At 40.0% G+C, this 23,193-nt stretch carries 24 protein-coding genes and 1 tRNA gene; 11 read left to right on the forward strand and 14 right to left on the reverse strand.

Annotation, left to right across the window (positions count from 1 at the left end):
- Positions 1-53: 53 nt before the first annotated feature.
- The 11 genes from FZ940_RS06430 (at position 54) to FZ940_RS06480 (ending at position 11,531) form a co-directional block, all read left to right on the forward strand.
- Complete coding sequence (locus FZ940_RS06430) at positions 54-1,160, forward strand: MlaE family ABC transporter permease (protein WP_148821955.1); 1,107 nt, start codon at positions 54-56, stop codon at positions 1,158-1,160.
- Positions 1,157-1,897, forward strand: coding sequence for an ABC transporter ATP-binding protein (locus FZ940_RS06435; protein WP_009293777.1), 741 nt, complete (start codon positions 1,157-1,159; stop codon positions 1,895-1,897). The genes FZ940_RS06430 and FZ940_RS06435 overlap by 4 nt, the downstream gene beginning before the upstream one ends.
- Positions 1,898-2,839 carry an MlaD family protein gene (locus FZ940_RS06440; protein WP_148821956.1) on the forward strand — a complete coding sequence of 314 codons (942 nt, stop codon included), beginning with the start codon at positions 1,898-1,900 and terminating at the stop codon, positions 2,837-2,839.
- Complete coding sequence (locus FZ940_RS06445) at positions 2,836-3,396, forward strand: ABC-type transport auxiliary lipoprotein family protein (protein ID WP_148821957.1); 561 nt, start codon at positions 2,836-2,838, stop codon at positions 3,394-3,396. The genes FZ940_RS06440 and FZ940_RS06445 overlap by 4 nt, the downstream gene beginning before the upstream one ends.
- Positions 3,397-3,489: 93 nt before the next feature.
- Entirely contained in the window at positions 3,490-4,908 is a 1,419-nt protein-coding gene (locus tag FZ940_RS06450; protein ID WP_148821958.1) for a COG3400 family protein, read from the forward strand.
- A gap of 2 nt (positions 4,909-4,910) precedes the next feature.
- The gene (aroB, locus tag FZ940_RS06455; protein ID WP_148821959.1) at positions 4,911-5,948 is read left to right on the forward strand and encodes a 3-dehydroquinate synthase; all 1,038 of its coding nucleotides are present in this window, start codon (positions 4,911-4,913) and stop codon (positions 5,946-5,948) included.
- Positions 5,945-7,534 (forward strand): mechanosensitive ion channel domain-containing protein, encoded by a 1,590-nt coding sequence (locus tag FZ940_RS06460; protein ID WP_148821960.1) that lies wholly within the window; start codon positions 5,945-5,947, stop codon positions 7,532-7,534. Before aroB ends, FZ940_RS06460 begins: the two co-directional genes overlap by 4 nt.
- Complete coding sequence (mtaB, locus tag FZ940_RS06465) at positions 7,534-8,772, forward strand: tRNA (N(6)-L-threonylcarbamoyladenosine(37)-C(2))-methylthiotransferase MtaB (protein ID WP_148821961.1); 1,239 nt, start codon at positions 7,534-7,536, stop codon at positions 8,770-8,772. Before FZ940_RS06460 ends, mtaB begins: the two co-directional genes overlap by 1 nt.
- On the forward strand, positions 8,735-10,411 hold the full coding sequence (locus FZ940_RS06470; RefSeq protein WP_410368985.1) for an ATP-dependent metallopeptidase FtsH/Yme1/Tma family protein: 1,677 nt from the start codon (positions 8,735-8,737) through the stop codon (positions 10,409-10,411). Before mtaB ends, FZ940_RS06470 begins: the two co-directional genes overlap by 38 nt.
- Before the next feature lie 10 nt (positions 10,412-10,421).
- Entirely contained in the window at positions 10,422-10,961 is a 540-nt protein-coding gene (gene mog / locus FZ940_RS06475; RefSeq protein WP_148821962.1) for a molybdopterin adenylyltransferase, read from the forward strand.
- Positions 10,962-11,531 (forward strand): nitrogen fixation protein NifR, encoded by a 570-nt coding sequence (locus FZ940_RS06480; RefSeq protein ID WP_148821963.1) that lies wholly within the window; start codon positions 10,962-10,964, stop codon positions 11,529-11,531.
- Positions 11,532-11,567: 36 nt separating this feature from the next.
- On the opposite strand, the gene FZ940_RS06485 is transcribed toward FZ940_RS06480, so the two are convergent.
- The 14 genes from FZ940_RS06485 to FZ940_RS06550 form a co-directional block, all read right to left on the reverse strand.
- The gene (locus tag FZ940_RS06485; protein WP_223155804.1) at positions 11,568-12,185 is read right to left on the reverse strand and encodes a thiamine phosphate synthase; all 618 of its coding nucleotides are present in this window, start codon (positions 12,183-12,185) and stop codon (positions 11,568-11,570) included.
- Positions 12,172-13,326, reverse strand: a complete 1,155-nt coding sequence (gene thiH / locus FZ940_RS06490) for a 2-iminoacetate synthase ThiH (protein WP_148821964.1) — start codon at positions 13,324-13,326, stop codon at positions 12,172-12,174. Before thiH ends, FZ940_RS06485 begins: the two co-directional genes overlap by 14 nt.
- Positions 13,326-14,090: a thiazole synthase gene (locus FZ940_RS06495; RefSeq protein WP_148821965.1), complete on the reverse strand. Its 765-nt coding sequence runs from the start codon at positions 14,088-14,090 to the stop codon at positions 13,326-13,328. Before FZ940_RS06495 ends, thiH begins: the two co-directional genes overlap by 1 nt.
- Positions 14,091-14,942 (reverse strand): sulfur carrier protein ThiS adenylyltransferase ThiF, encoded by an 852-nt coding sequence (gene thiF, locus FZ940_RS06500; RefSeq protein WP_148821966.1) that lies wholly within the window; start codon positions 14,940-14,942, stop codon positions 14,091-14,093.
- Between the two features lie 7 nt (positions 14,943-14,949).
- A complete protein-coding gene (thiS, locus tag FZ940_RS06505; RefSeq protein WP_148821967.1) occupies positions 14,950-15,153 on the reverse strand; it encodes a sulfur carrier protein ThiS in 204 nt (67 codons plus the stop codon).
- Positions 15,153-16,331, reverse strand: coding sequence for a pyridoxal phosphate-dependent aminotransferase (locus tag FZ940_RS06510; protein ID WP_148821968.1), 1,179 nt, complete (start codon positions 16,329-16,331; stop codon positions 15,153-15,155). The genes thiS and FZ940_RS06510 overlap by 1 nt, the downstream gene beginning before the upstream one ends.
- A 12-nt stretch (positions 16,332-16,343) precedes the next feature.
- Positions 16,344-18,179, reverse strand: coding sequence for a biosynthetic arginine decarboxylase (gene speA / locus FZ940_RS06515; protein ID WP_148821969.1), 1,836 nt, complete (start codon positions 18,177-18,179; stop codon positions 16,344-16,346).
- Positions 18,176-19,402 (reverse strand): histidine--tRNA ligase, encoded by a 1,227-nt coding sequence (gene hisS / locus FZ940_RS06520; RefSeq protein WP_148821970.1) that lies wholly within the window; start codon positions 19,400-19,402, stop codon positions 18,176-18,178. The genes speA and hisS overlap by 4 nt, the downstream gene beginning before the upstream one ends.
- A 28-nt stretch (positions 19,403-19,430) precedes the next feature.
- Positions 19,431-20,018 (reverse strand): dTMP kinase, encoded by a 588-nt coding sequence (gene tmk, locus FZ940_RS06525; RefSeq protein ID WP_148821971.1) that lies wholly within the window; start codon positions 20,016-20,018, stop codon positions 19,431-19,433.
- Position 20,019: 1 nt separating this feature from the next.
- A complete protein-coding gene (gene coaD, locus FZ940_RS06530; RefSeq protein ID WP_012001782.1) occupies positions 20,020-20,490 on the reverse strand; it encodes a pantetheine-phosphate adenylyltransferase in 471 nt (156 codons plus the stop codon).
- A complete protein-coding gene (locus FZ940_RS06535) occupies positions 20,487-21,038 on the reverse strand; it encodes a UbiX family flavin prenyltransferase (protein ID WP_107793025.1) in 552 nt (183 codons plus the stop codon). The genes coaD and FZ940_RS06535 overlap by 4 nt, the downstream gene beginning before the upstream one ends.
- Positions 21,035-21,841 (reverse strand): flagellar basal body P-ring formation chaperone FlgA, encoded by an 807-nt coding sequence (gene flgA / locus FZ940_RS06540; RefSeq protein ID WP_148821972.1) that lies wholly within the window; start codon positions 21,839-21,841, stop codon positions 21,035-21,037. Before flgA ends, FZ940_RS06535 begins: the two co-directional genes overlap by 4 nt.
- Before the next feature lie 65 nt (positions 21,842-21,906).
- A tRNA-Gly gene (locus tag FZ940_RS06545) sits at positions 21,907-21,981 on the reverse strand.
- 50 nt (positions 21,982-22,031) lie between these two features.
- Positions 22,032-23,192: a molybdopterin molybdotransferase MoeA gene (locus FZ940_RS06550; protein ID WP_148821973.1), complete on the reverse strand. Its 1,161-nt coding sequence runs from the start codon at positions 23,190-23,192 to the stop codon at positions 22,032-22,034.
- Position 23,193 lies beyond the last annotated feature (1 nt).

Consider the following 23,193-nt stretch of genomic DNA (forward strand, 5'->3'; position numbering starts at 1 on the left):
TATTTTAACAAAATTTATAATATAATCCAGAAATTTTAAGGCAAAGGAACTTTTTGCAAAAAAGAAATTATATCGTTTTTACCGAAGCAAACGGCACTGCGACCATAAAATTTGCAGGCGAGTTTAGCTACAAAGAGGCTAAAAATTTACAAAGCATTTTTAAAAAAATCCAAAAGCTTAACGGCAATGTTAAATTTGACTTTAGCGAGCTAAAGAGCATTGATTACGCTGTTTTGATCCTTTTAAAAAACACGCTAAATGGCAAGAAATTTGAGATCGTCACAAACGACGAAAAGATAAAGGCGATGAGTGATCTTTTAAATGACGAGAAGATCGACTTTAACTATATGCCACCGCACAATAGCCTAAATTTCTTCTCACGCTTAGGTGAGAAAATTTGCGAGGGATTTGTAAATTTGCTTGAGTTTGGCTCGTTTTTGGGCGAGTTTTTGATAAAGAGCGTGAGGATTTTATTTAATCCTGCAAATTTAAGATTTAGAGAATTTAGCAACTACATAAAAGATGGTGGCGTAAATGCAGTTTTCATCGTCTCGCTCACCGCTTTTTTGATAGGCGTCGTGCTTGCTTATCTTGGTAGTGCGATGCTTGCAAGCTTTGGGGCAAGTATATTTATAGTAGAGATCATGGGCATGCTAACGCTTAGAGAGGTGGCTCCGCTCATCGCTGCTATCGTCGTGGCGGGCAGGTCGGCCTCCAGTTTTACCGCGCAAATTGGCGCTATGAAGCTAACTGAGGAGATAGACGCGATGAAGACGATGGGTTTTGAGCCTTTTAACTTCTTAGTGCTGCCACGCATCATCGCCATGGTGCTTTGCGTGCCTGTCATCATCTTTATAGCTGATAGCATAAGCATTTTAGGGCAGATGATCATTTGTCAAACTATTCTTGATATCAGCTTTAGCGACTATCTTAATAGATTTCGCGAGATGGTCGAGCTTAGGCACTTTGCTGTTGGCATGATAAAGGCTCCGTTTTTTGGCGCTGTTATAGCGATCATTGGCTGCATGAGGGGATTTGGTGTTAGTCAAAACGCCCAAAGCCTTGGAGCGATGACAACCGTTAGCGTTGTAAATGCGATATTTTGGGTCATTGCGCTTGATGCATTTTTCGCGATAATTTTTATGTGGCTAAAGATATGAACGAGATAATAGTTGGAAAAAACATAACAACAAGTTATGGCGACAAGATAATGCACGATAATGTGAGCTGGAGCGTCAAAGAGGCTGAAATTTACGGCTTTTTAGGCGGCAGTGGCGCTGGTAAAACGACGCTTATGAAGACGATGATATATCTAAAAAAGCCAAGCAAGGGCGATATATTTTTTGATGGCGTTAATATGTGGAAAAGTAGCCAACAAGAACAGCAAGAGATAAAGCTAAAAAGTGGGACGATGTTTCAGTTTGGAGCGCTTTATAGCTCGATGACTATCCTTGATAACGTGGGCGTTTTGCTTCATGAGTACTCTAAATTTAACAAGCGCCAGATCGATGAGATAGCGATGTTTTGGATACAAAAGGTGGGGCTTAAAAAAGAGGTATCAATGCTCTATCCAAGCGAGTTAAGTGGCGGTATGAAAAAAAGAGCCGCGCTTGCAAGAGCCTTGGTGCTAAGTCCTAGGGTGCTATTTTTAGATGAGCCAAACAGTGGTCTTGATCCTGTTAGCTCGCGCCAGATGGACGCGCTCATAAAAGAGCTTCGTGATAGCATCGGCGTAACTGTCGTTATGGTGACGCATGATGCGGATAGTATTTTTGATATTTTGGATAGATTTTTGATAATAGATAACAAAAAAATAGCCTTTGAGGGAGATATAAAAGAGCTTGAACATCTTGAAAATAACCCACTTGAAGAGCTATTTAAAATGAGGAAAAAGTAGATGGAAAATAGAAATTCTTATACCATTGTCGGCATGTTTTTCATAGCCTGCCTTACAGCGTTTGCCATATTTATCTGGTGGATGACTAGCAAAAATAGCACAAAGGTTGATTTTAAAGAGTATTACATCCACACAAGTGAGCTGCCAAGCGGGCTAAAGGTTGATTCTACGGTTAAATTTATCGGCGTGCCAGCTGGAAGTGTTAGCGATATAAATTTTGTCGATGACAAAAACGCTCTTATAAACATCACGATGAAGATAAGAGAGGATCTGCCTATCAAGGCTGATAGCGTGGCTAGCATCGAAGTTCAGGCTATTAGCGGCGTGGCTAGTATAAATATAAGCCGAGGCACGAAGGATTTTAAACCAGGCGATAAGCCTATTTTAAAGCTTGAAGAGAGCCTTCTTTCAAAGCTTGGAAACAACGCTGAAAACATCACTTTAAAGATAAATCAAACTCTTGATAAAGTTGATGGCTTTTTCTCAGCTGAAAATATCTCTCACATCGAATCAATCCTAAGAAATATTGATAAATTTACACAAGTTTTAACAGATGAAAATGGTCTAAGTGAGGTTGATAGCATAGTTAAAAATGTAAAAAATTTCACCGATAGTTTAAACAAAACCGACACAAAAGAGCTTGCTAAAAATTTAAACATTCTAATAGCAAGCGCAAATTCAGTCTTTAAATCAGCAAATTTGGCTGTCACTGGATATAGCTCGCTTCAAGATATCGTCACTCAAAAGGTAAAAAACGGCGAGTATGACCTTAGAAATACCGTCTCACCGCTGCTTAGAGAGGCTAGCGAGTTTTTGAATGGATTTGACAAGACGCTTCGTGAGTTTAGGGGTGCGCTTCAAAGACTTGAGGATAATCCTTACGAGTTTTTCTTCACAAATCCAGTGCCAAATGATAAAAATGATAAAGGAGATAAAAAATGAGAAATTTAATCTTTCTAGCGGCCCCATTTTTATTTTTTGGCTGCTCGCTAAAGACCGACGTGCCACAGGCTACGATGTATGAGATACACTACTCAAACAAAGAGTGCTCAGCTGAAAACAAGCAAAAAGAGCTAAAAAATGTCTTTATCGAAAACGTAAGTGCCCTTGATATGGTCGATACCAGAAAGATACTAATCGTCGCTGAAAACAATAAGATAAGATATTTGACAGACGCCAAATTTGTATCTGAGCCAAGCGAGATGATCTATAAGTCGCTTGTAAAAGGACTTTACTCAAACTGCGCTGCAAAGCCGATATTTTCGCCAAATGCAAAGGATCTTAGGCTAAAAGTTAGCATCATCTCACTTCAAATAAGAGGCGACAAGGCCGAAGTTTCGCTAGCGTATGAGCTATTTAACGCAAACGCCTCGCTAAAATCAGGCATGATCACAAAAGAAATTTTTTGTCCAGATCCAAGCTCAAGTACTATTTTTGATACGATAAATAAGGCTACAAATTTAGCAATAGATACGCTAATCTCTGAAATAATCTCTTAAATTTTCTTGGCTGTAAATTTTTAAATTTATAGCCAGAATAGCTTATTTTAAAGACCTTTTGTTATAATGTGAGCTTTAAAATACGGAGAATTGATGAAGAAAATTTTAATAATCGCAGATGGAACTTTCGCAAGAAATTTTTTAAACAGACTGCTTGAAACAAAATCAAATTTACATCACTATATCGTTGTTTCAAGTGAGGATTACAGTCAAAAATCAAATTATGAAAATTTTACATTTTACCAGTTTGACCCAACTAGCCTCTCAAAGCTAAAAAGCGTGAGCGATGGCTATTTTAGTCAGTTTTGTATAGTTTGTGATGATAAAAATGAGGCGGTTGCTGTTTATGAAAATTTAAGACAGATCAGCACAAAGACCGAGACTGTTTTTATGAGTTCATGGGAGCTTGATGAAAAATGCAAAGAAATATTTGCAAGCGATAAACACTTAAGCGTGGTTGATATCAGAGATATTGCAGCATCAAGGCTTATGGACTATTTACCAGATCTACCAGTTTTAGCTGATAATATCGGGCTTAGTGAGGGCGAGATCATGGAAGTTAAGGTGCCAATAGGTAGCTCTTATATGTATCGTCACATCAGCTCAGTAGCTCAAAAGAAATGGCGAATAGCTCTCATATATCGAGGCAGCGAGATCATCTTGCCAAAGCCAAATGTAATGATACAGCCAAGCGATATATTACTGATTGTTGGTGATCCAAATGTGCTTCAAAATGTTTACCGCTCGATTAAGCGTGAAAGTGGGCAGTTTCCAAGTCCGTTTGGTAGCAACATCTATGTGCTGATTGATATGATCTCAATGGACAAAGAGCGTGTTAGCAAGCTTATAAAGGATAGCTTGTATTTGCATTCAAAGCTAAATAATAAACGCCTTTTTTTTAGAGTGATAAATCCAACTTTAGGTGAAAATTTAGATACTTTAAAAGCGATAAAAGAGAAAAACATCATCGTTTTGATGGATTATTTTAATAGTGATAACAAATCTATAAAACATGATGTGTTAAAGCACGATATCGGCCTAATCTTAAGCGATGATAAGTACTTTTTTAAATTTAAAAAGCTATTTTATGAGCTAAAACTTCCAGTGCTAAAAACAGGTAAAATTTTGCTCTCAAATATAAAAGAGGGCGTTATACTAGGCGATCAAAGTCAAGAAGTGGAGAATCAATCAGCTGTGATAACAGACTGCTGTGCACAGCTTGATTTGGAGATGAAATTTTACTATTTTGATAATAAGCATAGCGAAGATGAAGCGCTAAGAGAGCATTTTGAGAGCATTAGCGCGCTATTTTCTAAGCGTATAAAGATAGAAAATCACAATCTTAAAAATCCGCTTGTAAAACTAAAAAATACAAAAGATTTGCTTCATTTTGTAATGTTTACTAAAAGCGTGGCAAATGGTGGGGCATTTGCCTTTTTATCGACAAATTTAAATAGGCTTTATGAAAAACTGAGCCAAAATGCACAGCTTTTTGTGCCAGTAAGTGAGTAAAAATGCAGATAAATTTAAATCTTAAAGAAAAAGCATCAAGCTATAAAATTTATATAAACGAGCTTGAGAGACTAGAGCTAAAAGGCAAGGTTGGCATCGTTACAAACACTAAAGTAGCGGGGCTTCATCTTGAAAAGCTACTTAGTATTTTGAAGTGTGATGAGAAATTTATCATAAGTGTACCTGATGGCGAAGAGTATAAAAACCTTGAAACGGTAGAGCAAATTTTAGAGCAGCTTTTTGTGAGTAAATTTGATCGCTCGTCTACGCTAATCGCCTTTGGTGGTGGCGTCATAAGCGATATGACTGGCTTTGCGGCGAGCATCTATGAAAGAGGGATAAGCTTCATAAATATACCAACTACGCTTTTGGCGCAAGTTGATGCGAGTGTGGGCGGAAAGACTGGTGTGAATAATAAATTTGGCAAAAATTTAATAGGCTCTTTTTATCAGCCAAAGGCAGTTTTTTGCGAGATAAATTTCTTAAAGACATTGCCAAAGAGAGAATTTGCAGCTGGCGTGGCTGAGGCTTTAAAGATGGCAATAACTTTCGATAAAGAGATGTTTGATTGGCTAAAAAGCGTAAATTTAGATGATGAAAACTTAGCTAAGCTGGTTGAAAAGTCGGTAATTTTAAAAGCAAAAGTGGTTGAACAAGATGAGAAAGAAAAATGGTTAAGAGCCATCCTAAACTACGGACATACCTTTGCTCACGTTATAGAAAATGAGACAAATTATAAAGAATTTTTACACGGCGAAGCGGTGGCAATAGGCATGAATATGGCAAATCGCTTAAGTGTAAAACTAGGGCTCATGAGCGAGGCAGAAGCAGAGAATATCAAACAGGTTTTGGTAAAATTTGGCCTTCCAGTAAGCTACAAAATAGAAAATGAATATGCATTTTACGAGGCATTTTTTATGGATAAAAAGACAAAAGATGATAAGATAAATTTCATCATTGCAGATAAAATCGGCAGTGCGATCATCAAAAATGACGTCAAAAAAGAAGATGTTTTAAAAATTTTAAGAGAATTTAAATGAAAAAGATCATAGCTTTACTACTTTTTTGCTTTGCCATTTACGCTGAGGAGAACGTTACGCTTGAGCAAAATGGCTCGCAAAATTTACAAAATAACGAGCTTGTAAAAGATATTTCAAATCTAGATAACTCCCTAAAAAACAATATCTGGATCACAAGGTATGCTAACTATAACACTTATCAAAGGCTTATTGATGAGCTTGAAAAAAATGAAAATGAACTAAAGAAACTGGACAAAAGCTCAAGAAGAGGCAGCGATATCATAAAGAGAATCCAAACTCTAAAAGAGCAGATAAATTTACTAAAAGAGTATGAAAAAACGCCATTTTCAAATATGTTAGCAGCTCCTGAAATGGATACTCCACCAAGGATAACAAGTCCTGTTGCACTTATATCTGGCTTTTCGTATATCAAAAAGATAAAGAGTGATAAGATTGAGTATCAAAGGCATATAAAAGAGCTTGATACGCTTTTAGAAAAGCTTGAAACAAAAGAGAATTTACTAAATAGACTAAATTTGATCGAAGAAAATGAACAAAATAGAGAAAGCCTAAACTTGGTAAAACAAGAAATAGGCGACTTTAAAGCGGCAAAACAGATCGCTGATACAACTTATAATGTCTATGAAAAAAGGGCTGATGAGGCTATAAATTTAACCACCTCTGATATAAAAGCTCAGTTTTTAAGCATGGGCTATACAGCTATCATCATCCTTTTGACGATCGGACTAACATTTATCGCTAAATTTATCGTTAAAAGAACGATTACTGATAATGAGAGATTTTACACGGTCAATAAATTTTTAAACGTTTTGAATATCACCGTTATCATCATAATCTTACTCTTTTCATATATCGAAAACGTCACATATCTAGTAACCGTGCTAGGTTTTGCTTCAGCTGGTATCGCCATTGCGATGAAAGATATGTTTATGAGTATGCTTGGCTGGATGGTGATCATGTTTGGTGGCTCTATACATGTGGGCGATAGGATCAGAGTACTTCATGATGGTAGTGAATTTGTGGGCGATGTGATCGATATCTCTTTACTTAGGCTGACTGTTTTTGAGGATGTTAGCTACTCGACTTATAAGACAAACCGCCGTGCAGGTAGAATTATCTTTGTGCCAAATAACTATATCTTTACCGACCTCATCGCAAACTATGCTCATTATGGCATGAAGACCGTTTGGGATGGCATAGATATCATGATAAGTTTTGATAGTAACCATAAAAAAGCCGTCTATCTAGCAAGAAATGTCGTTAAAAAATACTCAAAAGGCTATACCGATATCGCAAAACGCCAGATGAATAAACTAAGAAGTCAATACAGCATCAAAAATCCAAATGTCGAGCCAAGAATTTATACATTTTTTGAGCCTTATGGTATAAATGTCTCATGCTGGTATATGGCAAATTCTTATGCGACTTTGGCTCTTAGAAGTACTATTAGTGCTGAGATTATAGAAGCATTTTTAGCTCAAGATGATATAAAGATCGCTTATCCAACACAAACTATGTTTATAGGCAAAAAAGAAAATCCAAGCGATCATACCGCTCACAGCGAGCAAGAGAGTGAAAATTCTTAATGCAAAAGATATTTTTTAAAACATTTGGGTGTCGTACAAATATCTATGATACTGAGCTTTTAAAAAGCTACATCAAGGACTACGAGATCACAAATGATGAAGAGAGTGCTGATATCGTGGTCATAAACTCATGCACTGTTACAAATTCTGCCGATAGCGGTGTCAGAAACTACATAAACGGCGTAAAAAGGCGCGGGGCAAAGGTGGTGCTGACTGGATGTGGCGCGGTTAGCAAGGGCAAAGAACTTTTTAATAGCGGTATATTTGGCGTGCTAGGAGCCAGTAAAAAGAGTGATCTAAATGAGCTTTTAAAGCAAGAAAAACCATTTTTTGAGCTTGGGAATTTAAACTCAGTTGATAAAAATATAGTTACAAATTATGAAAATCACACTAAGGCTTTTATAAAGATTCAAGAAGGCTGCAACTTTAGCTGCAGCTACTGCATCATCCCTTCGGTCCGCGGTAAGGCTAGAAGCATGGATGAGGCCATGATATTAAAAGAGGCAAGAATTTTAGCCCAAAACGGCTATAATGAGCTCGTACTAACTGGCACAAATATAGGTAGTTACGGTAAAGATACAAATAGCTCTCTTGGTAAGCTTTTGGCAAACTTAGGTAAAATTTCTGGCATTAGACGCATTAGACTTGGAAGCATTGAGCCAAGCCAGATAGATGAGAGCTTTAGAGAAATTTTAAAAGAGGAGTGGCTGGAGCGCCATCTTCACATCGCACTTCAGCACACGAGTCAGGCTATGCTAAAGATCATGCGAAGACGAAATAACGCATTTAGTGATTTGGAGCTTTTTAATGAGCTAAGTTCTCTTGGCTTTGCCCTTGGTACGGACTATATCGTGGGTCATCCTGGTGAGAGTGAGGAGATATGGACAGAGGCTGTGGAAAATTTTAAGAAATTTCCTATCACACATCTGCACGCTTTTGTCTATTCGCCAAGGCGTGATACGCACTCAGCTACGCTAAAAAGCGATGTCAGCGGTGATGTGGCAAAAAGTAGGCTAAAAATTTTACAAGGCATAGCTTTGCAAAATAATGAAAATTTTAGAAAAAAGCATAACGGAGCTTTGAAAATTTTAGTCGAGCAAAAAAATAGTGAGTTTTACGAAGGTTTTGATCAGTTTTACAACAAAGCTAAAATTTTAAGCCAAAAAGATATAACAAAAGAGTGGGTGGAGGTAAGCGAATATGAAGTTAAGCCAGATGCCAATTATGCAAAAATTTAAATTTAATAAGAAAAATATCCTAATAATCGCAGCTGTCGCATTAATCAGCGTGCTGTTATTTGCCGTTAGTAAAGAACCACGAAATATCACATATTCGCAATATATGCAGCTAATGGATGGAAATTTTATAGACCGCGCTGTAATCGATGACGATGAAGTAGTGCTTTATGCACAAAACAATCGTTTTTCAATCATAAAAGAGGGCATCGATCTAAAAGAGCTTATCAAAAAAGTGCCTGTTGAAAAGACTAAGCAATACATCACTCCTGGCATGATCTGGGGATTTATCATCTTTGTCTGCTTTGTGCTTTGGTACGCTTATATCTTTAGAAGCATCAGAAAAAAAGAGGAGAGCTTGCTTAGCAAAAAAGAGGGTGCATTTGAGATAGAGAGCGTGCTAAATCAAAACACTATGCCAGTCATCTCAAATGTGAGATTTAGCGATGTAGCTGGTATTAGTGAGGTTAAAAGCGAGCTTAGCGAGATAGTTGATTTTCTAAAAAATCCACAAAAATATAGAAATTTTGGTATCAAAATGCCAAAAGGTGTGCTGATGATAGGCCCTCCAGGCGTTGGTAAGACGCTTGTGGCAAAGGCAGTTGCTGGCGAGGCAAATGTGCCATTTTTTTATCAAAATGGTGCAAGCTTTGTTCAAATTTATGTTGGTATGGGTGCAAAGAGAGTGCGAGAGCTTTTTAGTAGAGCCAAGTCCTATGCGCCCTCAATCATCTTTATCGACGAGATAGACGCCGTTGGTAAGAGTAGGGGCGGGACTAGAAACGACGAGCGAGAAGCCACGCTAAATCAGCTACTAACTGAGATGGATGGCTTTGAAGATAACTCAGGCGTCATCGTCATAGCTGCTACAAATAGGATCGAGATGATCGATGAGGCACTACTTAGATCAGGGCGTTTTGATAGGAGAATTTTTCTTTCTATGCCTGATTTTAACGACAGGGTGGCGATCTTAAACACATATCTAAAAGATAAAAACTGCGAAGTGGCGGCTGAGGATATCGCTAAAATGAGCGTTGGCTTTTCAGGTGCGGCACTTAGTACACTTGTAAATGAAGCTGCGATAAATGCCCTAAGAAACGGCGAGAGCGTGCTTAAAATGAGGGACTTTGAGGCTGTTTTAAATAAGGTCTTGCTCGGTAAGAAAAAGGTGCTAAGCTATAGCGAAAACGAGAAGAAAATTCAAGCCATCTATCAAGGAGCAAAGGCACTAAGTGCTTATTGGTTTGATGTGAAATTTGAAAAAATTTCTCTTATAGAAGATAGGTTTATGGCCACAGAGCAAGAGATCGAGTCAAAGTCGCAGATGATATCTCGTATCAAGGTGCTCATCGCTGGTATGTGCAAGCTTGAGATAGATGAAAACGACATCTTTACAAACTCAAGTAGTGATCTAAATTTAGCCAAAGAGATCGCTTCAAAGATGGTTTATGAATATGGCATGGGAAGCTCTTTCGTGCCAAATCCAAACGATGTAGAAGAAATTTTAAAACAAGCAAAAGAGGAGATCACATCCTTTTTGAAAGGCACAAATGAGCAGATTGCAAAGATAAGCTCACATCTGCTAGCATACGAGAGCGTAGACAAAGAGATGCTGGCGAAAATTTTAAATGAAAACTACTAAAGGAGAAAAAGTGAAAGCAAAAATAGGTATATTAACCCTTTCTGACCGTGCAAGCGAAGGCACATACGAGGACAAATCAGGCCCAGCAATCAAAGAGGTGCTTGATAGCTGGATAGTGAGCGAGCGTGAGTACTTTTACGAGGTTATACCAGATGAGTTTGAGCTGATAAAAGAGAGGCTTGTGCACATGGTAGACGTGCTTGGCTGCGACCTTGTGCTAACTACCGGTGGTACAGGACCGGCGGTGAGAGATGTTACTCCAGAGGCTACTGAGGCGGTTTGCGAGAAGATGATGCCAGGCTTTGGTGAGCTAATGAGAGCTGCAAGCCTGCAATACGTCCCAACAGCGATCCTATCACGCCAAACAGCAGGCATCAGAGGCCACGCGCTCATCATAAATTTACCAGGCCAGCCAAAGGCGATAAAAGAGTGCTTGGAGCCAATTTTTCCAGCGGTGCCATATTGTATCGATCTAATAGGTGGTGCATTTATCGAGACTGATGAAAACGTGATGAAAGTTTTCCGCCCAAAACAAAAGAAAATCTCGTAAATGAGTTTGACAGATAGCCTAAATTTAAAAGCCACTGCCTTTGCAAATAGGTGGCGACTTATTATTAAAATTTGGCTTGTTTTTTCTTTTTTATCCTATGCGCTGGCCTACTATCTTGGGTTAGAGGTTTTTGGCTTTATCTCTGCCATTTCTATCTTTGGCTGTGTTTGCCTGCTAGCCTTTAGCTCACTTCTTTGGTTTATCGCTAGCCTTGTATTTTTGCAACCTTTGGTATTTTTACTACTTGAAAAATTTGATGAAAGCATTACTGTTTATGCTTTAGCCTGCTCAATTTGGCTACTTGGCTGGATCACTTTGTCGCTTGTGGTCGATGATAAATTTGCAAGACTGGGAAATGACATCTTGCTAAAGATCTCTCGCATAGTTCTTGTTGGCGAGTTTGCCTTGCTATATTTTTTTAACTACAACAGCAGCCTTGACATAGAGACTTTAATAAAGTCAAATTTGACAAAGTCGCTACTTTTAGTGCTAAACTCCTATATGCTGCCATCGCTTGTGACGCTACTTATATTTGATATAAAAACATATATCGCTAGCAAAAATGAGTAAAATTTTACGTATTATTTTATGTAATTTATACTAAATTTAGCCGTTTTTGCTCTCTGCTATCTTTTTTATAAGCTCCATATCGCCGTTCATTGCTAGGCTCATGAAGCAAATGCCGTTTGCTCCAGCTTTTATGACCTCTTTGTAGTTCCCGCTATCTAGTCCACCAAGTGCGTAAATTTCTTTATTAAAGCTTTTTAGCTCGCTTATAAAATTTAACCCCTTTGGCTCTAAATCTGCCTTGCAAGAGGTGGCAAATATATGAGAAGCAACCAGCACATCAGCGATAGAGGCTGAAATTTTAGCTTGTTCTAGGTCGTGAGCTGGGGCGTAAATTTTTGCTGTTTTTCTAAATTCATCTAAAAAAACGCCGTGATTTTTAAAAAAATCAAGCTGCGCTGAAGTGAGCCAAAAGTCACTCTTTAGCTTGCAAGCTACGTCAAAAAATTGATTAATGATAAATTTCTTGCGGTAGTTTTCACAAATTTGAGCCACAACCCTAGCAAGATCATAAAAATCAGCTTCATTTAGCCCCTTTGCACGAAGCAAAATTTCATCCACGCCAGCCTTCTTGCAAAGTAGCTGGATCCTTTTTAAAAAATCATTACCCTCATAGCTATCAAAGTCAGCCACGCAGAGAATTTTAAACAAAGACATACTCGCTCATCAATGGCTCTAGGCCGTTTGCTTTTATCATTGCTTTTATCTCATCCACGCTTCTGTCGTCGCTTATCTCAAACTGCTCGTCGCCCTTTTTCTCTTCGCCGTGAGCGCCGATGCTCACTTTTACGCCAGCGCTTATCTTGTTTGCGGCGATATTTACGGCGTTGTCGCGAAATTTCACCTTTTCTCTGGTTGAGATCGTTATGCTAGCTGTTGGCATGAAAATTCTATAAGCGCAGATCACTTGTAAAAGCTCGCGCTCGCCCACGTCGCGTGGATTGATGCGGTAGTTGTTTATGATAGGGCGAAGTCTTGGGCATGAAAATGCGATCTCGGCGTGCGGATACTTTTTTTGAACTAAGCTTGCGTGAAGTGCGGTCGCAAAGGCATCAAGTCTAAAGTCGTCTATGCCAAGAAGTGCGGCAAAGCCAACTCCTCTCATGCCTCCAAGAAGCGCTCGCTCTTGCGCATTTAAGCGGTATGGGAAAATTCTTTTGTTGCCACCAAGGTGGATTTTCTCATATTTTGTGGGATTATAGGTCTCTTGAAAGACGGTCACATAGTCCACACCACTTTTGTGAAGCAATGCGTAGCCATCAGAGTTTAGCGGATAGATTTCAACTCCAACGACTTTAAAAAATTTCTTTGCCAAAGCACAGGCGTTTGCGATATAAGCCACACTTGAGTTGGTTTCGCTCTCGCCTGTTAGGATCAAAATTTCTTCTAAGCCACTCTTTGAAATTTCTCTTAGCTCTCTTGTGATCTCCTCGTCGCTTAGCTTTGCCCTTTTTATTCTATTTTTAGCGTTAAAACCGCAATAAACGCAGAGATTATCGCAATAGTTTGCTATGTAAAGCGGTGTAAAAAGCGTTATGTTTGAGCCAAAATTTGCTCTTGTTTTTGCCTGAGCGAGCTGGGCGATCTGCTCTAAAAATGGCGCTGCAGCAGGCGAGAGTAGGGCTTTTAGGTTTTCAAGTGAGCAATGCTTTGCATTAAGAGCTGCTTTTACGTCAGCTTCGGTGTAAATTTCTGGCTTGTAGCTTGCACGCTCTTTTAAAATTTCATCCATAATGTCGCTACCAACATCCTGCATGTGAGGCAGCAGCTGCATGTGATTGGTTCTTGTAAATTTCATCAGTCTAAAAATCCAGTGAGCGGCGATGAGGCATTTGCACTTTTGCTCTTTGCGCCAAGCCCTGCTAGATAGGCGTTGCGACCAGCGATGATAGCCTCTTTGAAGGCTCTTGCCATCAGTGGGATATTTTTTGATGAGGCGATAGCTGTGTTTGCCATGATCGCAGCCGCTCCCATCTCCATCGCTTCGCACGCTTGTGATGGCCTACCGATGCCAGCATCAACTATGATCTGCGTATCAAGCTCGTTTATCAAAATTTCAATGATATCTTTAAAAACTAGCCCTTGGTTTGAGCCAATGGGCGCAGCTAGAGGCATTATGCAGCCAGCACCTGCAGCCAGCATCGCTCTTGCGGCATTTAGGTCAGGAAACATATATGGCATTGGCACAAAGCCGTCATTTGCCAGTGCTTCGCATGCTTTTATCGTCTCAGCGTTGTCTGGAAAGAGAAATTTAGAGTCAGTTATGATCTCTATCTTAACAAGCTCACCACATCCAAGCTCACGTGCGAGCTGGGCGATACGAACGGCCTCTTTAGCGTTTCTAGCACCACTTGTGTTTGGCAAGAGCGTCACGCCTTTTGGGATAAAGTCAAGTATATTGCGCTCTTTGCTCTCGTTTATGCGTCTAAGAGCAAGGGTTAAAATTTGTGCTCCAGCCTCGTTTACGGCTGAGTCGATGAGCTCGTGCGAGTACTTGCCAGAGCCAAGGATAAAGCGGCTTTGAAACTCCTTGCCGCCAAGGATCAAGCTATCACTTTGCACTTACGCCTCCAAGCCCATAAGTAGTCTAATGGCCAAATTTGCCTCGTGGTTTGCGCAGACTGCGACGCGCGGCGCCATGAGCCCTTGGCCGATCTTTGCCTCGTTTGTGAGGTCGCCGCAAAGATAGACATTTTTGGCAAATTTTATGGTTTTTATGAGATTTGAGCTAAAGTATCCTGCCATTCCAGAGGCGCCGATGATTTTTTTATCTTTTAGACTAGCACCAGCTTCGTTTAGTATCATCGCCTTGCCAGCGACGTTATCAAAGGCCTCGCATAAAATTTCACACTCGCCAAAGACGCTTGCCACGTTTTTTCCATCTAAAAATATATCGTGAGCCTCGACCTCGACAAAGGGATTGACGTCATTTATCAGCTCTTTAAGCGCCTGCGTCTTTTTCATGCCGATGTGGCGGACGAAATACTGCTGGCGGTTTAGATTGCTTGGCTCAACGACGTCAAAGTCGGCAAGCACTAGCTTTTTTACGCCAACTCTTGCAAGACTTAGCGCGATATTTGAGCCAAGTCCGCCAAGTCCAGCCACGCCGATTACTGCTTTGCTTAGGGCTAAATTTAGCTCAGGGCTGTTTCGTGAAGCGATCATTGAGCGTAAAACTTCACGCTCAGGCATCACGCCACGCCTTATAAATACGACATTTGAGCCATCCTTTAGCTCGCTATCTTCTTTTATAGCAAAGCCATCAACGATAAAAATGTCCGGCTTTGTCGCGTTAAATTTCTCTAAAAATTTATAAATTTCACTCTCTTTATCGCCAATAGCAAGCTCTTTTAGCTCGCTAAGGCTTTTTACTGGCACTTTAAATTTTGTGCCATTTAGTATTATCTCTATCATTTTCTCCTCATCCACCGCCAACTAAAGTGACGATCTCATAAGCTTTGCCCTCGCTCATAAAGTGCTCACTCCAAAGCTTTTTTGGCAAAATTTCTCCATCTCGCTCAAGGGCTATAAATTTAAGCTCATAGCCATTTTGAGCTAAAAAATCATAAACGCTCATATCGTTTTCAAGCTCGAAAATTTTGCCATTAATAGTAAATTTGATCATTAAATTTTGTAGCTTTTTACAAAATTTGCGATCCTCTCGATCGCTCTTTTTATGCTCTCGATGTCAGTCGCAAAGGAAATTCTAAAGTATCCCTCCATGCCAAAGCCAACACCTGGAACAGTCGCTACGTTCGCCTCTTCAAGCATCTTTTTGCAAAATCTAAGCGAGTCGCCATCTACTTCTTTGCATTTTACAAATAGATAAAACGCGCCATCAGGCTTAACTACGCTAAGTCCTTGGATAGCATTTATCATCTCAACTGCCACATCACGTCTTTTTTCGTACTCTTTTCTCATGTTTTCGATATCGTCATCAGTTTCGCCAAGAAGCGATGGGATAGCGCCTATCTGCACGATCGAGCTAATATTACTTGTGCTTTGGCTCTGAAGCTTTTTGATGCCAGCTATTAGCCAGTCCATCGAGCTTGCGATATAGCCAAATCTCCAGCCAGGCATCGCTCCGCATTTGCTTAGGCCATTTATCGTGACCGTTCTTTTAAAGAGATCTTCGCTCACTGAGGCCACTGCGTGAAATTCTTTACCGTAGATCACTTTTTCATAAATTTCATCGCTTGTAATGATGATGTCAGTGCCCTTTAAAACCTCGCCAAATACCGCGATCTCCTCTTTTGTATATACCGCACCTGTTGGGTTTGTTGGGTGATTTAGCGAAAAGACTTTTGTTTTTGGTGTGATCGCTTTTTTTAGCTGCTCGGCTGTGATTTTGAAATTTGTACTCTCATTTGCTTCGATAAAGACAGGTACGCCTCCACAAAATTTAACGATCTCAGGGTAGCTCACCCAGTATGGAGAAGGGATAATGACCTCGTCGCCTGGGTTGATAAGCGCTTGAAATACGTTAAAAAGTGAGTGTTTCGCGCCGATATTTGTCACCACTTGGCTTGCCTTGTAGTCAAGTCCGTTATCTCTTTTTAGCTTTACTCTGATAGCCTCTATCACTTCAGGCAGGCCAGGTACTGGCGTGTATTTGCCACTTTTGCTGTCATTATCTAGTGCGTTTTTTACAGTTTCTCTTATCTTTTTTGGAGTCATAAAGTCAGGCTCACCAGCTGAAAGTGAGATCACGTCGATACCAGCAGCCTTCATCTCTTTGGCCTTTGTGCTGATCGCAATAGTTATCGACTCACTTAGCGTTTGCATTCTATTTGCTAGTTGCATTTTTCGTCCTTTTTAGTTGATAGTTTTTAAGTAGCTATTATCATTTAAAAATAGATAAAGTTCACCCAAAATTTGCTTCTTTTGTGTTTCGTTTATCATAGTTGATTTCTCTAGGCGCTCATTTAGAGTGTCTTGGATTTCGTAGATATCATAGTCCATGTCCTCCATAATATCAAGGATCGACTGGCTCTCTAGTAAATTTGTGATCTTGTAGCCATCGCTTGTTAGCTCTATCGTGGCCTCTGTCGGGTGGGTAAAGAGGTTGTGCTTCATACCGATCACCTCTTGATATGCGCCAACTAGGAAAAATCCCAAGAAATAATCCTCCTTCTCTACATCCACGTCGTGCAAAAGCAGTGGGTTTTTCTCGTCATCATAGCTGATCTCGCCGTCGCTATCGCAGGTGATATCCCAGATCGAAGCCGGCAAAGTAGGGCGCTCATCGAGCCTGTCAAGTGGCATGATAGGAAAATTTTGCTTTAGCCCCCAAAAGTCAGGCAAGCTTTGAAAGATCGAGAAATTTAGCAGGTATCTCTCTTGAACCTCTTTTTGAATTTTAGTTAGATCGCTTGAGTTGCTCTTATTGCCAAGCATCACGACAGCTTTTTTGCTAATTAGCCTTAAAAGCACCTCGGCGTTTGATCTATCTTGAAGATCAACATATCCAAGGTCAAAGAGTGTTAAAACGCTTTCTGTGTGATGGATAGCGTCGTGTAGGTATTCTAGGGCGTTTGAAGGCTTGATTGATTTATAAAGATCGACTAGCTCGGTTATTAAATTTGGATTGTTTTTCTTTAAATTTAGCTTCTCTTCGGTGTATTCTTGAGAAAATAGCTCAAGCACAGGAGCTACTAAAAGTGCGTGAGAAGCGGCGATGTAGCGACCTGACTCTATGAAAATATCTGGCTCGATCTCCTTTTTTTGCTCGCTTATGGTTTTAAGCATATAAACAACATCGTTTGCATATTCGTTTAGCGTATAGTTTCTGCTGCTCTCTTCTTTAAACTGCGAGTATTCTATCGCAAGACCGCCACCTAAATTTATAGCTTTTAAATTTGAGGCACCCATTTTTCTAAGCTCAGCGTAGATGTTGCCAGCTTCGATGAGAGCCTTTTTGAGTGGATGGATTTCGCTTATTTGAGAGCCGATGTGAAAGTGTATCATCGTGAAGTTTTCAAGTAAATTTGCCTTTTTTAGCATCTTTACAGCTTCTATCAGCTCGGTTGATGTTAGGCCAAATTTAGAGTGTATGCCACCACTTTTAGCCCAGAGCCCCGATCCTGTCGAGTGGAGTCTTACCCTAAGTCCGATTTTTGGTTTTGGTTTGAAGCGCTCTTTTGCGATGGCGATTATCGCTTCAAGCTCGTTTAAGCCCTCAATCGTTAGCGTGATATTGTGTCCCATCTCAGCGGCGATAAAGCCTATATTTATCATCTCTTTATCTTTAAAGCCATTTACTGTTATAGGCGCTTTGTCGTTGTTATAAGCCATAGTTAGAAGTAGCTCAGCCTTGCTGCCAGCTTCAAGGCCGTAGTTGTAGGGCTTGCCAAGGCGAACTAGGTTTTTTACAAAGCCTGGATATTGATTTACTTTAAGCGGAAAAACGGCGTTAAAGCTGCCTTTGTAGGCAAACTCTTTCTTTGCCTTTGCAAAGCTTGCGTGGATCTGCTCAATCTGTTTTTGGATAAGGTGCGGAAAACGAAGCAGTAGTGGCCCTCTGTAGCCATCGTCTCTTATCTCTTTTACGATGTCTATGATCGCTGGTTTGCTGGCTGCATTTATACAGACTTTACCATCTTCTATAACAAAATTTGAATTGCCCCAAATGCTAAGTCCAAAATCATTCATCCCAGCTCCTTTTCAAGCTCATCTAAATTTATTGTTTTTTCGTCTTTGGTCTCTAAATTTTTATACCAAATTTTATTCTCTTTCATCTCATTTTCGCCTACACAAAGGAAAATTTTTACATTTTTATTGTCGGCATTTTGCAGATGTTTTTGAAGTTTTTTAGCTTCATAAGAAATTTCAACCTGATATTTTTTGCGAAGTTTTGTGCCAAGCGCATAGACAAAGTCTAAATTTGGCGCATCAAGCGCGCAAAGATAAACTCCGTCACGCTCATCCTCGGCCTCACCTAAAATTTCCATTATCCTCTCAACGCCCATCGCAAAGCCAACGCCATAACTTGCTCTACCGCCAAGGTACTCGACCAGCCTATCGTATCTGCCGCCACCTGCGACTGCACTTTGTGAGCCGATCTCATTGCTGATAAACTCAAACGCCGTCTTGCAGTAGTAGTCTAGCCCACGAACTAGCTTAGTATCTATCTCAAATTTAATACCATTTGCCGTTAAAATTTCTTGCAGTTTTGCAAAATCAACCTCCGCCTCATTGCTTAGGCTATCAGTGATGACTGGAGCATTTTTGTAAATTTCTTGGCAGCTCTCGACCTTGCAGTCAAGTACGCGGATAGGGTTTAAAAGCTTGCGTCTTTTGCAGTCTTCGCAAATTTTATCGTCGTTTTCATCTAAAAATTTAACAAGTTTTTCTTTGTAAGACTTCATCGAGCTCTCGTCGCCAAGCGAGTTTATTTTTAGGGTTGTTTTTATGTTTAGTCTGTTAAAAATTTCGCTCACCATCAAGATAATGCTCGCATCCTCATAGACGCTGCCCTCACCAAAGCACTCACAGCCAAACTGGTGAAACTCTCTTAAGCGGCCTTTTTGTGGGCGCTCGTAGCGAAACATCGAGCCGTGATAAAAGCAGCGTTTTGTCACATTTGCCCTGTCAAGTTTTGCCTCGATAAACGCTCTAACCACGCCAGCCGTGCCCTCAGGACGCAAACAAACGTCGTTGCCGCCTTTGTCTTCAAACTGATACATCTCTTTGCCCACGATGTCACTGCTCTCGCCGACACTTCTTTTAAAAAGTGCTGTCTCCTCGAGGTGTGGGGTCAAAATTTGCTCATATCCGTAGTTTTTTGCGACTTCCTCGCAGGTTTTTATTATCTGTGCGTAAAGTTTTGCGCGAGCTGGAAGCATATCTTTCATGCCACGAAGTGCCGTTATCATCGCATTATCCTTTTTATTTTTTGTGATTTTACTTAAAATTTATAAAATTTTCTATCTCTTTTGAAATTAGCTCTATGCTTTTAGATGCGTCTATAAAAAGCGTTTCAAAGCCATTTTTGATAAGAATTTGCTTCATTAGGCTTTGCACTTTTAAAAGATACTCTAGCCCACGAGCCTCGATCTTATCGCTTGTGCCTCTTGCTTTTAGGCGCGAGCTTATAAGCTCATGGCTTGCTTCAAAAAAGACTATCTTATCTGCAAATTTATCATTTAGTGCAAATTTATTAAGCTCTAAAAGCACGTTTTCATCTAAGTTTTCATCATTTGCCAAAGCGTAGGCGACGCCAGAGATAAAGCCTCTGTCGCTTAAAATCAATTTGCCTAAATTTGGAGCTACCAGCTTTTCAAAATGCTCAGCCCTGTCAGCTAAAAAGAGTAAAATTTCAGCTCTTTTGCCTATTTTTATGCTTGAGCTTAGTAAGATTTCTCGTAAATTTTCACCAAGCTGCGTGCCACCAGGCTCTTTTGTGACGATGGCATCACTAAATTTGGAAGCTAAAATTTCTATCTGCGTGCTCTTGCCAACGCCGTCAATGCCCTCAAACAAAACATACATTTTACGCCTTTAAATTTTTAAGAATTTTTGCTGGCACTAGATTGCTTACATCGCCGTCGTGGCGCAAGACTGAGCGGACGATAGAGCTTGAGATGAAGGCGTTATTTAAGCTTGGCATAAGATAAACCGTCTCAAATTCGTCCCAAAGTGCGGCGTTTGCGTAGCCGATTTGTAGCTCATACTCAAAGTCACTAACCGCGCGAAGGCCTCTGATAACGGTGTTTATGCCGTGCGACTTAGCAAAATCAACAAGCAAGTTATCAAAGCCAAGAACGCTTACGTTTTTTAGCTCACAAACTGCCTCTTTTGCCATCTCTATGCGTTTTTCATGTGCAAACATCGGCTGTTTGCTGTCACTTTTTGCGACTGCGACGATCACTTTGTCAAAAATTTTTGTAGCTCTTATGATAACGTCCAAATGGCCGTTTGTAATGGGATCAAATGTACCTGGATAGATGCAAGATTTTTTCAAATTTGCCACCTTTTGTAAAGATTATTTTCAATTTTTAAGGCATCAAGCCACTTGCCAATGATGAAATTTTCCATATCATCAAGGCTTTTTATGTCTGCGTAGTAGCCCAAAACTGGCGGTGCAATGATAGTTCCAAGAGATGATAGAAGCTGCATTTGAGAAAGCACGATCGTGGAAAACGGCATCTCTCTAACTCCCAAAACTAGCCTTTGTCTCTCTTTTAGCGCGACACTTGCGGCCCTTGTGATGAGTGTGTCGCTTATGCCGTTTGCAACTTTTGCTAGCGTGTTGGTAGAGCATGGCGCTATGATCATCGCATCAGTGCCAAATGAGCCTGAAGCCGGACCCGCGCCAAGATCTTGGTTGTCATAAATTTTTACGCCAAGACCATTTAAATTTAGCCTCAAATTCTCCTCAGCCTCTAAAACTTTCATGGCATTTTTACTCACTATGACATGCGCCTCGCAATTATCTTTGGCAGCCTTGACAAGCTTTAAAAAGAGTCCAGCCCCGCTTGCTCCAGTGGCTGCAAATACTATCTTTTTCATCTTATCACTGCCTCATCTTTGCCTGAAACTGTGGCCTGTAAAATTTTATTATCTTTTGTTCTTATCTTTATCATATCACCTAAATTTCCATCCTCAAGTGCCTTTACTTCAGCTATTATCTTAACGCCATCCTCGCTCAAAACTGCATTTAGCATTTGACCTTTTTTGACTAAGCTTATAGCGTTAAACTGGCGCTTGGTTAAAATTTCACCGCTTTTTATCTGTACTTTTGTTATAAGAGCCAAGCTATTTGAGCTAGAAAGTGCATCTTTTGGCCATTTGCTAAACTCGATCATAGTTGGTTGATAGTCAAGTAGGCTTAAAATGTGGTTTGTATTCATTGAATTTATAGCGATAAAAACTGGCATTTTGGCGTTAAAGCTAAATTTAAAATAAAGGCTTTTAAGGCTTAGATCAACATCCTCAAATGAGGCTCTAAAGACACCTTTTTGGCTATTTTGATCGCTTAAAAATATGTTTTTAAAGACTAGATCTTTGAAATTTGCTGGGAGTTTGTTTTGTGGACTTATGCTAAGATCGTTCACGCTGATGCCTGGATACTCGTCGCTGATCGCTTTTAGAAAGTGCATCTGAATTTCGTCCATGATCTGGCAGTTTTTGACAAAGACTACGCTTCCGCCGCTTTTATCTTTATATGTTTTAAAATTTGAAGTTAAAATTTCATAGAGTCTTTTGCTATCTATCTTGGCCGCTCTCATGCCCTCTAAGTTTAAAATTTCGTTATCTTCGCCGTCAAAGCCGAGCGTGCGAAGTGAAATTTGGTCATTCACGATGCAATACATCGGATAGATGCTGACTTCATTTGCAAAAAGTTTTGTTGAAAATAAAAAAATGAGTATAAAAAAGATGGAGCGGGAAACGAGATTCGAACTCGCGACCCCAACCTTGGCAAGGTTGTGCTCTACCCCTGAGCTATTCCCGCAATGAAAATGAAGTCCGCATTTTATCAGATTGTTTTTCATTTGTCAAGGATTATGGAAGTTTTATTAGTGAAATTTCATCATTTTTCAAAATTTCACTTTGATCTGGGCTGGTTATCAAGACAAAATCACTCTTTAAGATATGTTTTATCATGCCTGAGCCATATTTTCCACCGTCAGTTGCTATAAATTTGCCACCAGTTACATTGCCAAATACAGCATTTGCTCTGCCAGATTTTACCTTTAAATTTTCACCATTTACTGCTTTTTGCGTCACAAAACATTCGTCTTTTAAAAGTGGTAAAACAAGCATCATTAGGCATAGATATGCTGCCATTGGATTTCCAGGGAGCACAAAGACAAGCTTGCCATCTTTTTCATAAGCCTTACAAGGTCTGCCAGGTCTTATTTTAAGGTGAGAGAAAATTTCGCTGTACCCAAGCTCGCTTAGGGCTATCTTCATAAAGTCAGCCTCGCCAGCACTCGCTCCGCCAGAGCAGATAACAATGTCGTAGTTTGCAGTGTTTAAAAATGCCTCTTTTACGGCGCTAAGTTCATCTTTTATGATGCCAAGATATGAGCTTTTTTGACCAATGGAGCTTAAAAGTGCAGTGATACCAAAGGCATTTGCGTTGTAAATTTCATCCTCACTCGCTCTTTGCCAAGGCTCAATGATCTCGTTTCCGCTTGAGTAAACTGCGATGCTTGGCTGCTTTTTTACATCTATAAAGCTTATGCCCTGAGCTGCTAGCATCATCACGCTTCTAGTATTTAAAATTTCATCACTTTTTAGCAAGATCTCGCCTATTTTTGCCTCTTCGCCTTTAAAGCGGTAGGCATCACATTTTTTAAGCTTCTCTGGCGCTTTTACAAACTCGCCCTCAACGATGCAGTCTTCAAACCTCATTACCGTGTCAGCACCCTTTGGTATCTTTGCACCAGTCATGATTTTCACGCACTCGTTTTTGCCGATGCTTAGCTGCTCTTTATCGCCTGCAAAAGCACTTGCGATGATCTTATAAGGCTCATCTTTTTCATCAAATTTAACCGCAAAGCCATCAAGAGCTGAGTTATCAAAGCAAGGCAGGTCTTTGACCGCTATCACGTCATTTGCTAAGGTTTTGCCAAGAGCCTCGCTAAGAGGTAAAATTTCACTCTCATTTTTTGGTTTAAATTTAGCCCTTAAAGCCTCAAGTGCGTCATTTACTAGCATT

The sequence above is a fragment of the Campylobacter concisus genome (assembly GCF_902460415.1).
In the GTDB taxonomy this organism is placed as follows: domain Bacteria; phylum Campylobacterota; class Campylobacteria; order Campylobacterales; family Campylobacteraceae; genus Campylobacter_A; species Campylobacter_A concisus_Y.

What these genes read in the sequence shown, in the direction of transcription:
- thiS (WP_148821967.1), bottom strand. Translation starts at nt 15,153, where the DNA reads ATGATCAAATTTACTATTAATGGCAAAATTTTCGAGCTTGAAAACGAT.
- FZ940_RS06535 (WP_107793025.1), bottom strand. Translation starts at nt 21,038, where the DNA reads ATGAAAAAGATAGTATTTGCAGCCACTGGAGCAAGCGGGGCTGGACTC.
- FZ940_RS06550 (WP_148821973.1), bottom strand. Translation starts at nt 23,192, where the DNA reads ATGCTAGTAAATGACGCACTTGAGGCTTTAAGGGCTAAATTTAAACCA.
- FZ940_RS06485 (WP_223155804.1), bottom strand. Translation starts at nt 12,185, where the DNA reads ATGTCTTTGTTTAAAATTCTCTGCGTGGCTGACTTTGATAGCTATGAG.
- FZ940_RS06440 (WP_148821956.1), top strand. Translation starts at nt 1,898, where the DNA reads ATGGAAAATAGAAATTCTTATACCATTGTCGGCATGTTTTTCATAGCC.
- mtaB (WP_148821961.1), top strand. Translation starts at nt 7,534, where the DNA reads ATGCAAAAGATATTTTTTAAAACATTTGGGTGTCGTACAAATATCTAT.
- thiF (WP_148821966.1), bottom strand. Translation starts at nt 14,942, where the DNA reads ATGATAGAGATAATACTAAATGGCACAAAATTTAAAGTGCCAGTAAAA.
- FZ940_RS06470 (WP_410368985.1), top strand. Translation starts at nt 8,735, where the DNA reads ATGAAGTTAAGCCAGATGCCAATTATGCAAAAATTTAAATTTAATAAG.
- aroB (WP_148821959.1), top strand. Translation starts at nt 4,911, where the DNA reads ATGCAGATAAATTTAAATCTTAAAGAAAAAGCATCAAGCTATAAAATT.
- FZ940_RS06460 (WP_148821960.1), top strand. Translation starts at nt 5,945, where the DNA reads ATGAAAAAGATCATAGCTTTACTACTTTTTTGCTTTGCCATTTACGCT.
- FZ940_RS06450 (WP_148821958.1), top strand. Translation starts at nt 3,490, where the DNA reads ATGAAGAAAATTTTAATAATCGCAGATGGAACTTTCGCAAGAAATTTT.
- speA (WP_148821969.1), bottom strand. Translation starts at nt 18,179, where the DNA reads ATGAATGATTTTGGACTTAGCATTTGGGGCAATTCAAATTTTGTTATA.
- flgA (WP_148821972.1), bottom strand. Translation starts at nt 21,841, where the DNA reads ATGTATTGCATCGTGAATGACCAAATTTCACTTCGCACGCTCGGCTTT.
- FZ940_RS06445 (WP_148821957.1), top strand. Translation starts at nt 2,836, where the DNA reads ATGAGAAATTTAATCTTTCTAGCGGCCCCATTTTTATTTTTTGGCTGC.
- tmk (WP_148821971.1), bottom strand. Translation starts at nt 20,018, where the DNA reads ATGTATGTTTTGTTTGAGGGCATTGACGGCGTTGGCAAGAGCACGCAG.
- FZ940_RS06480 (WP_148821963.1), top strand. Translation starts at nt 10,962, where the DNA reads ATGAGTTTGACAGATAGCCTAAATTTAAAAGCCACTGCCTTTGCAAAT.
- FZ940_RS06510 (WP_148821968.1), bottom strand. Translation starts at nt 16,331, where the DNA reads ATGCAACTAGCAAATAGAATGCAAACGCTAAGTGAGTCGATAACTATT.
- hisS (WP_148821970.1), bottom strand. Translation starts at nt 19,402, where the DNA reads ATGATAACGGCACTTCGTGGCATGAAAGATATGCTTCCAGCTCGCGCA.
- FZ940_RS06435 (WP_009293777.1), top strand. Translation starts at nt 1,157, where the DNA reads ATGAACGAGATAATAGTTGGAAAAAACATAACAACAAGTTATGGCGAC.
- thiH (WP_148821964.1), bottom strand. Translation starts at nt 13,326, where the DNA reads ATGAAATTTACAAGAACCAATCACATGCAGCTGCTGCCTCACATGCAG.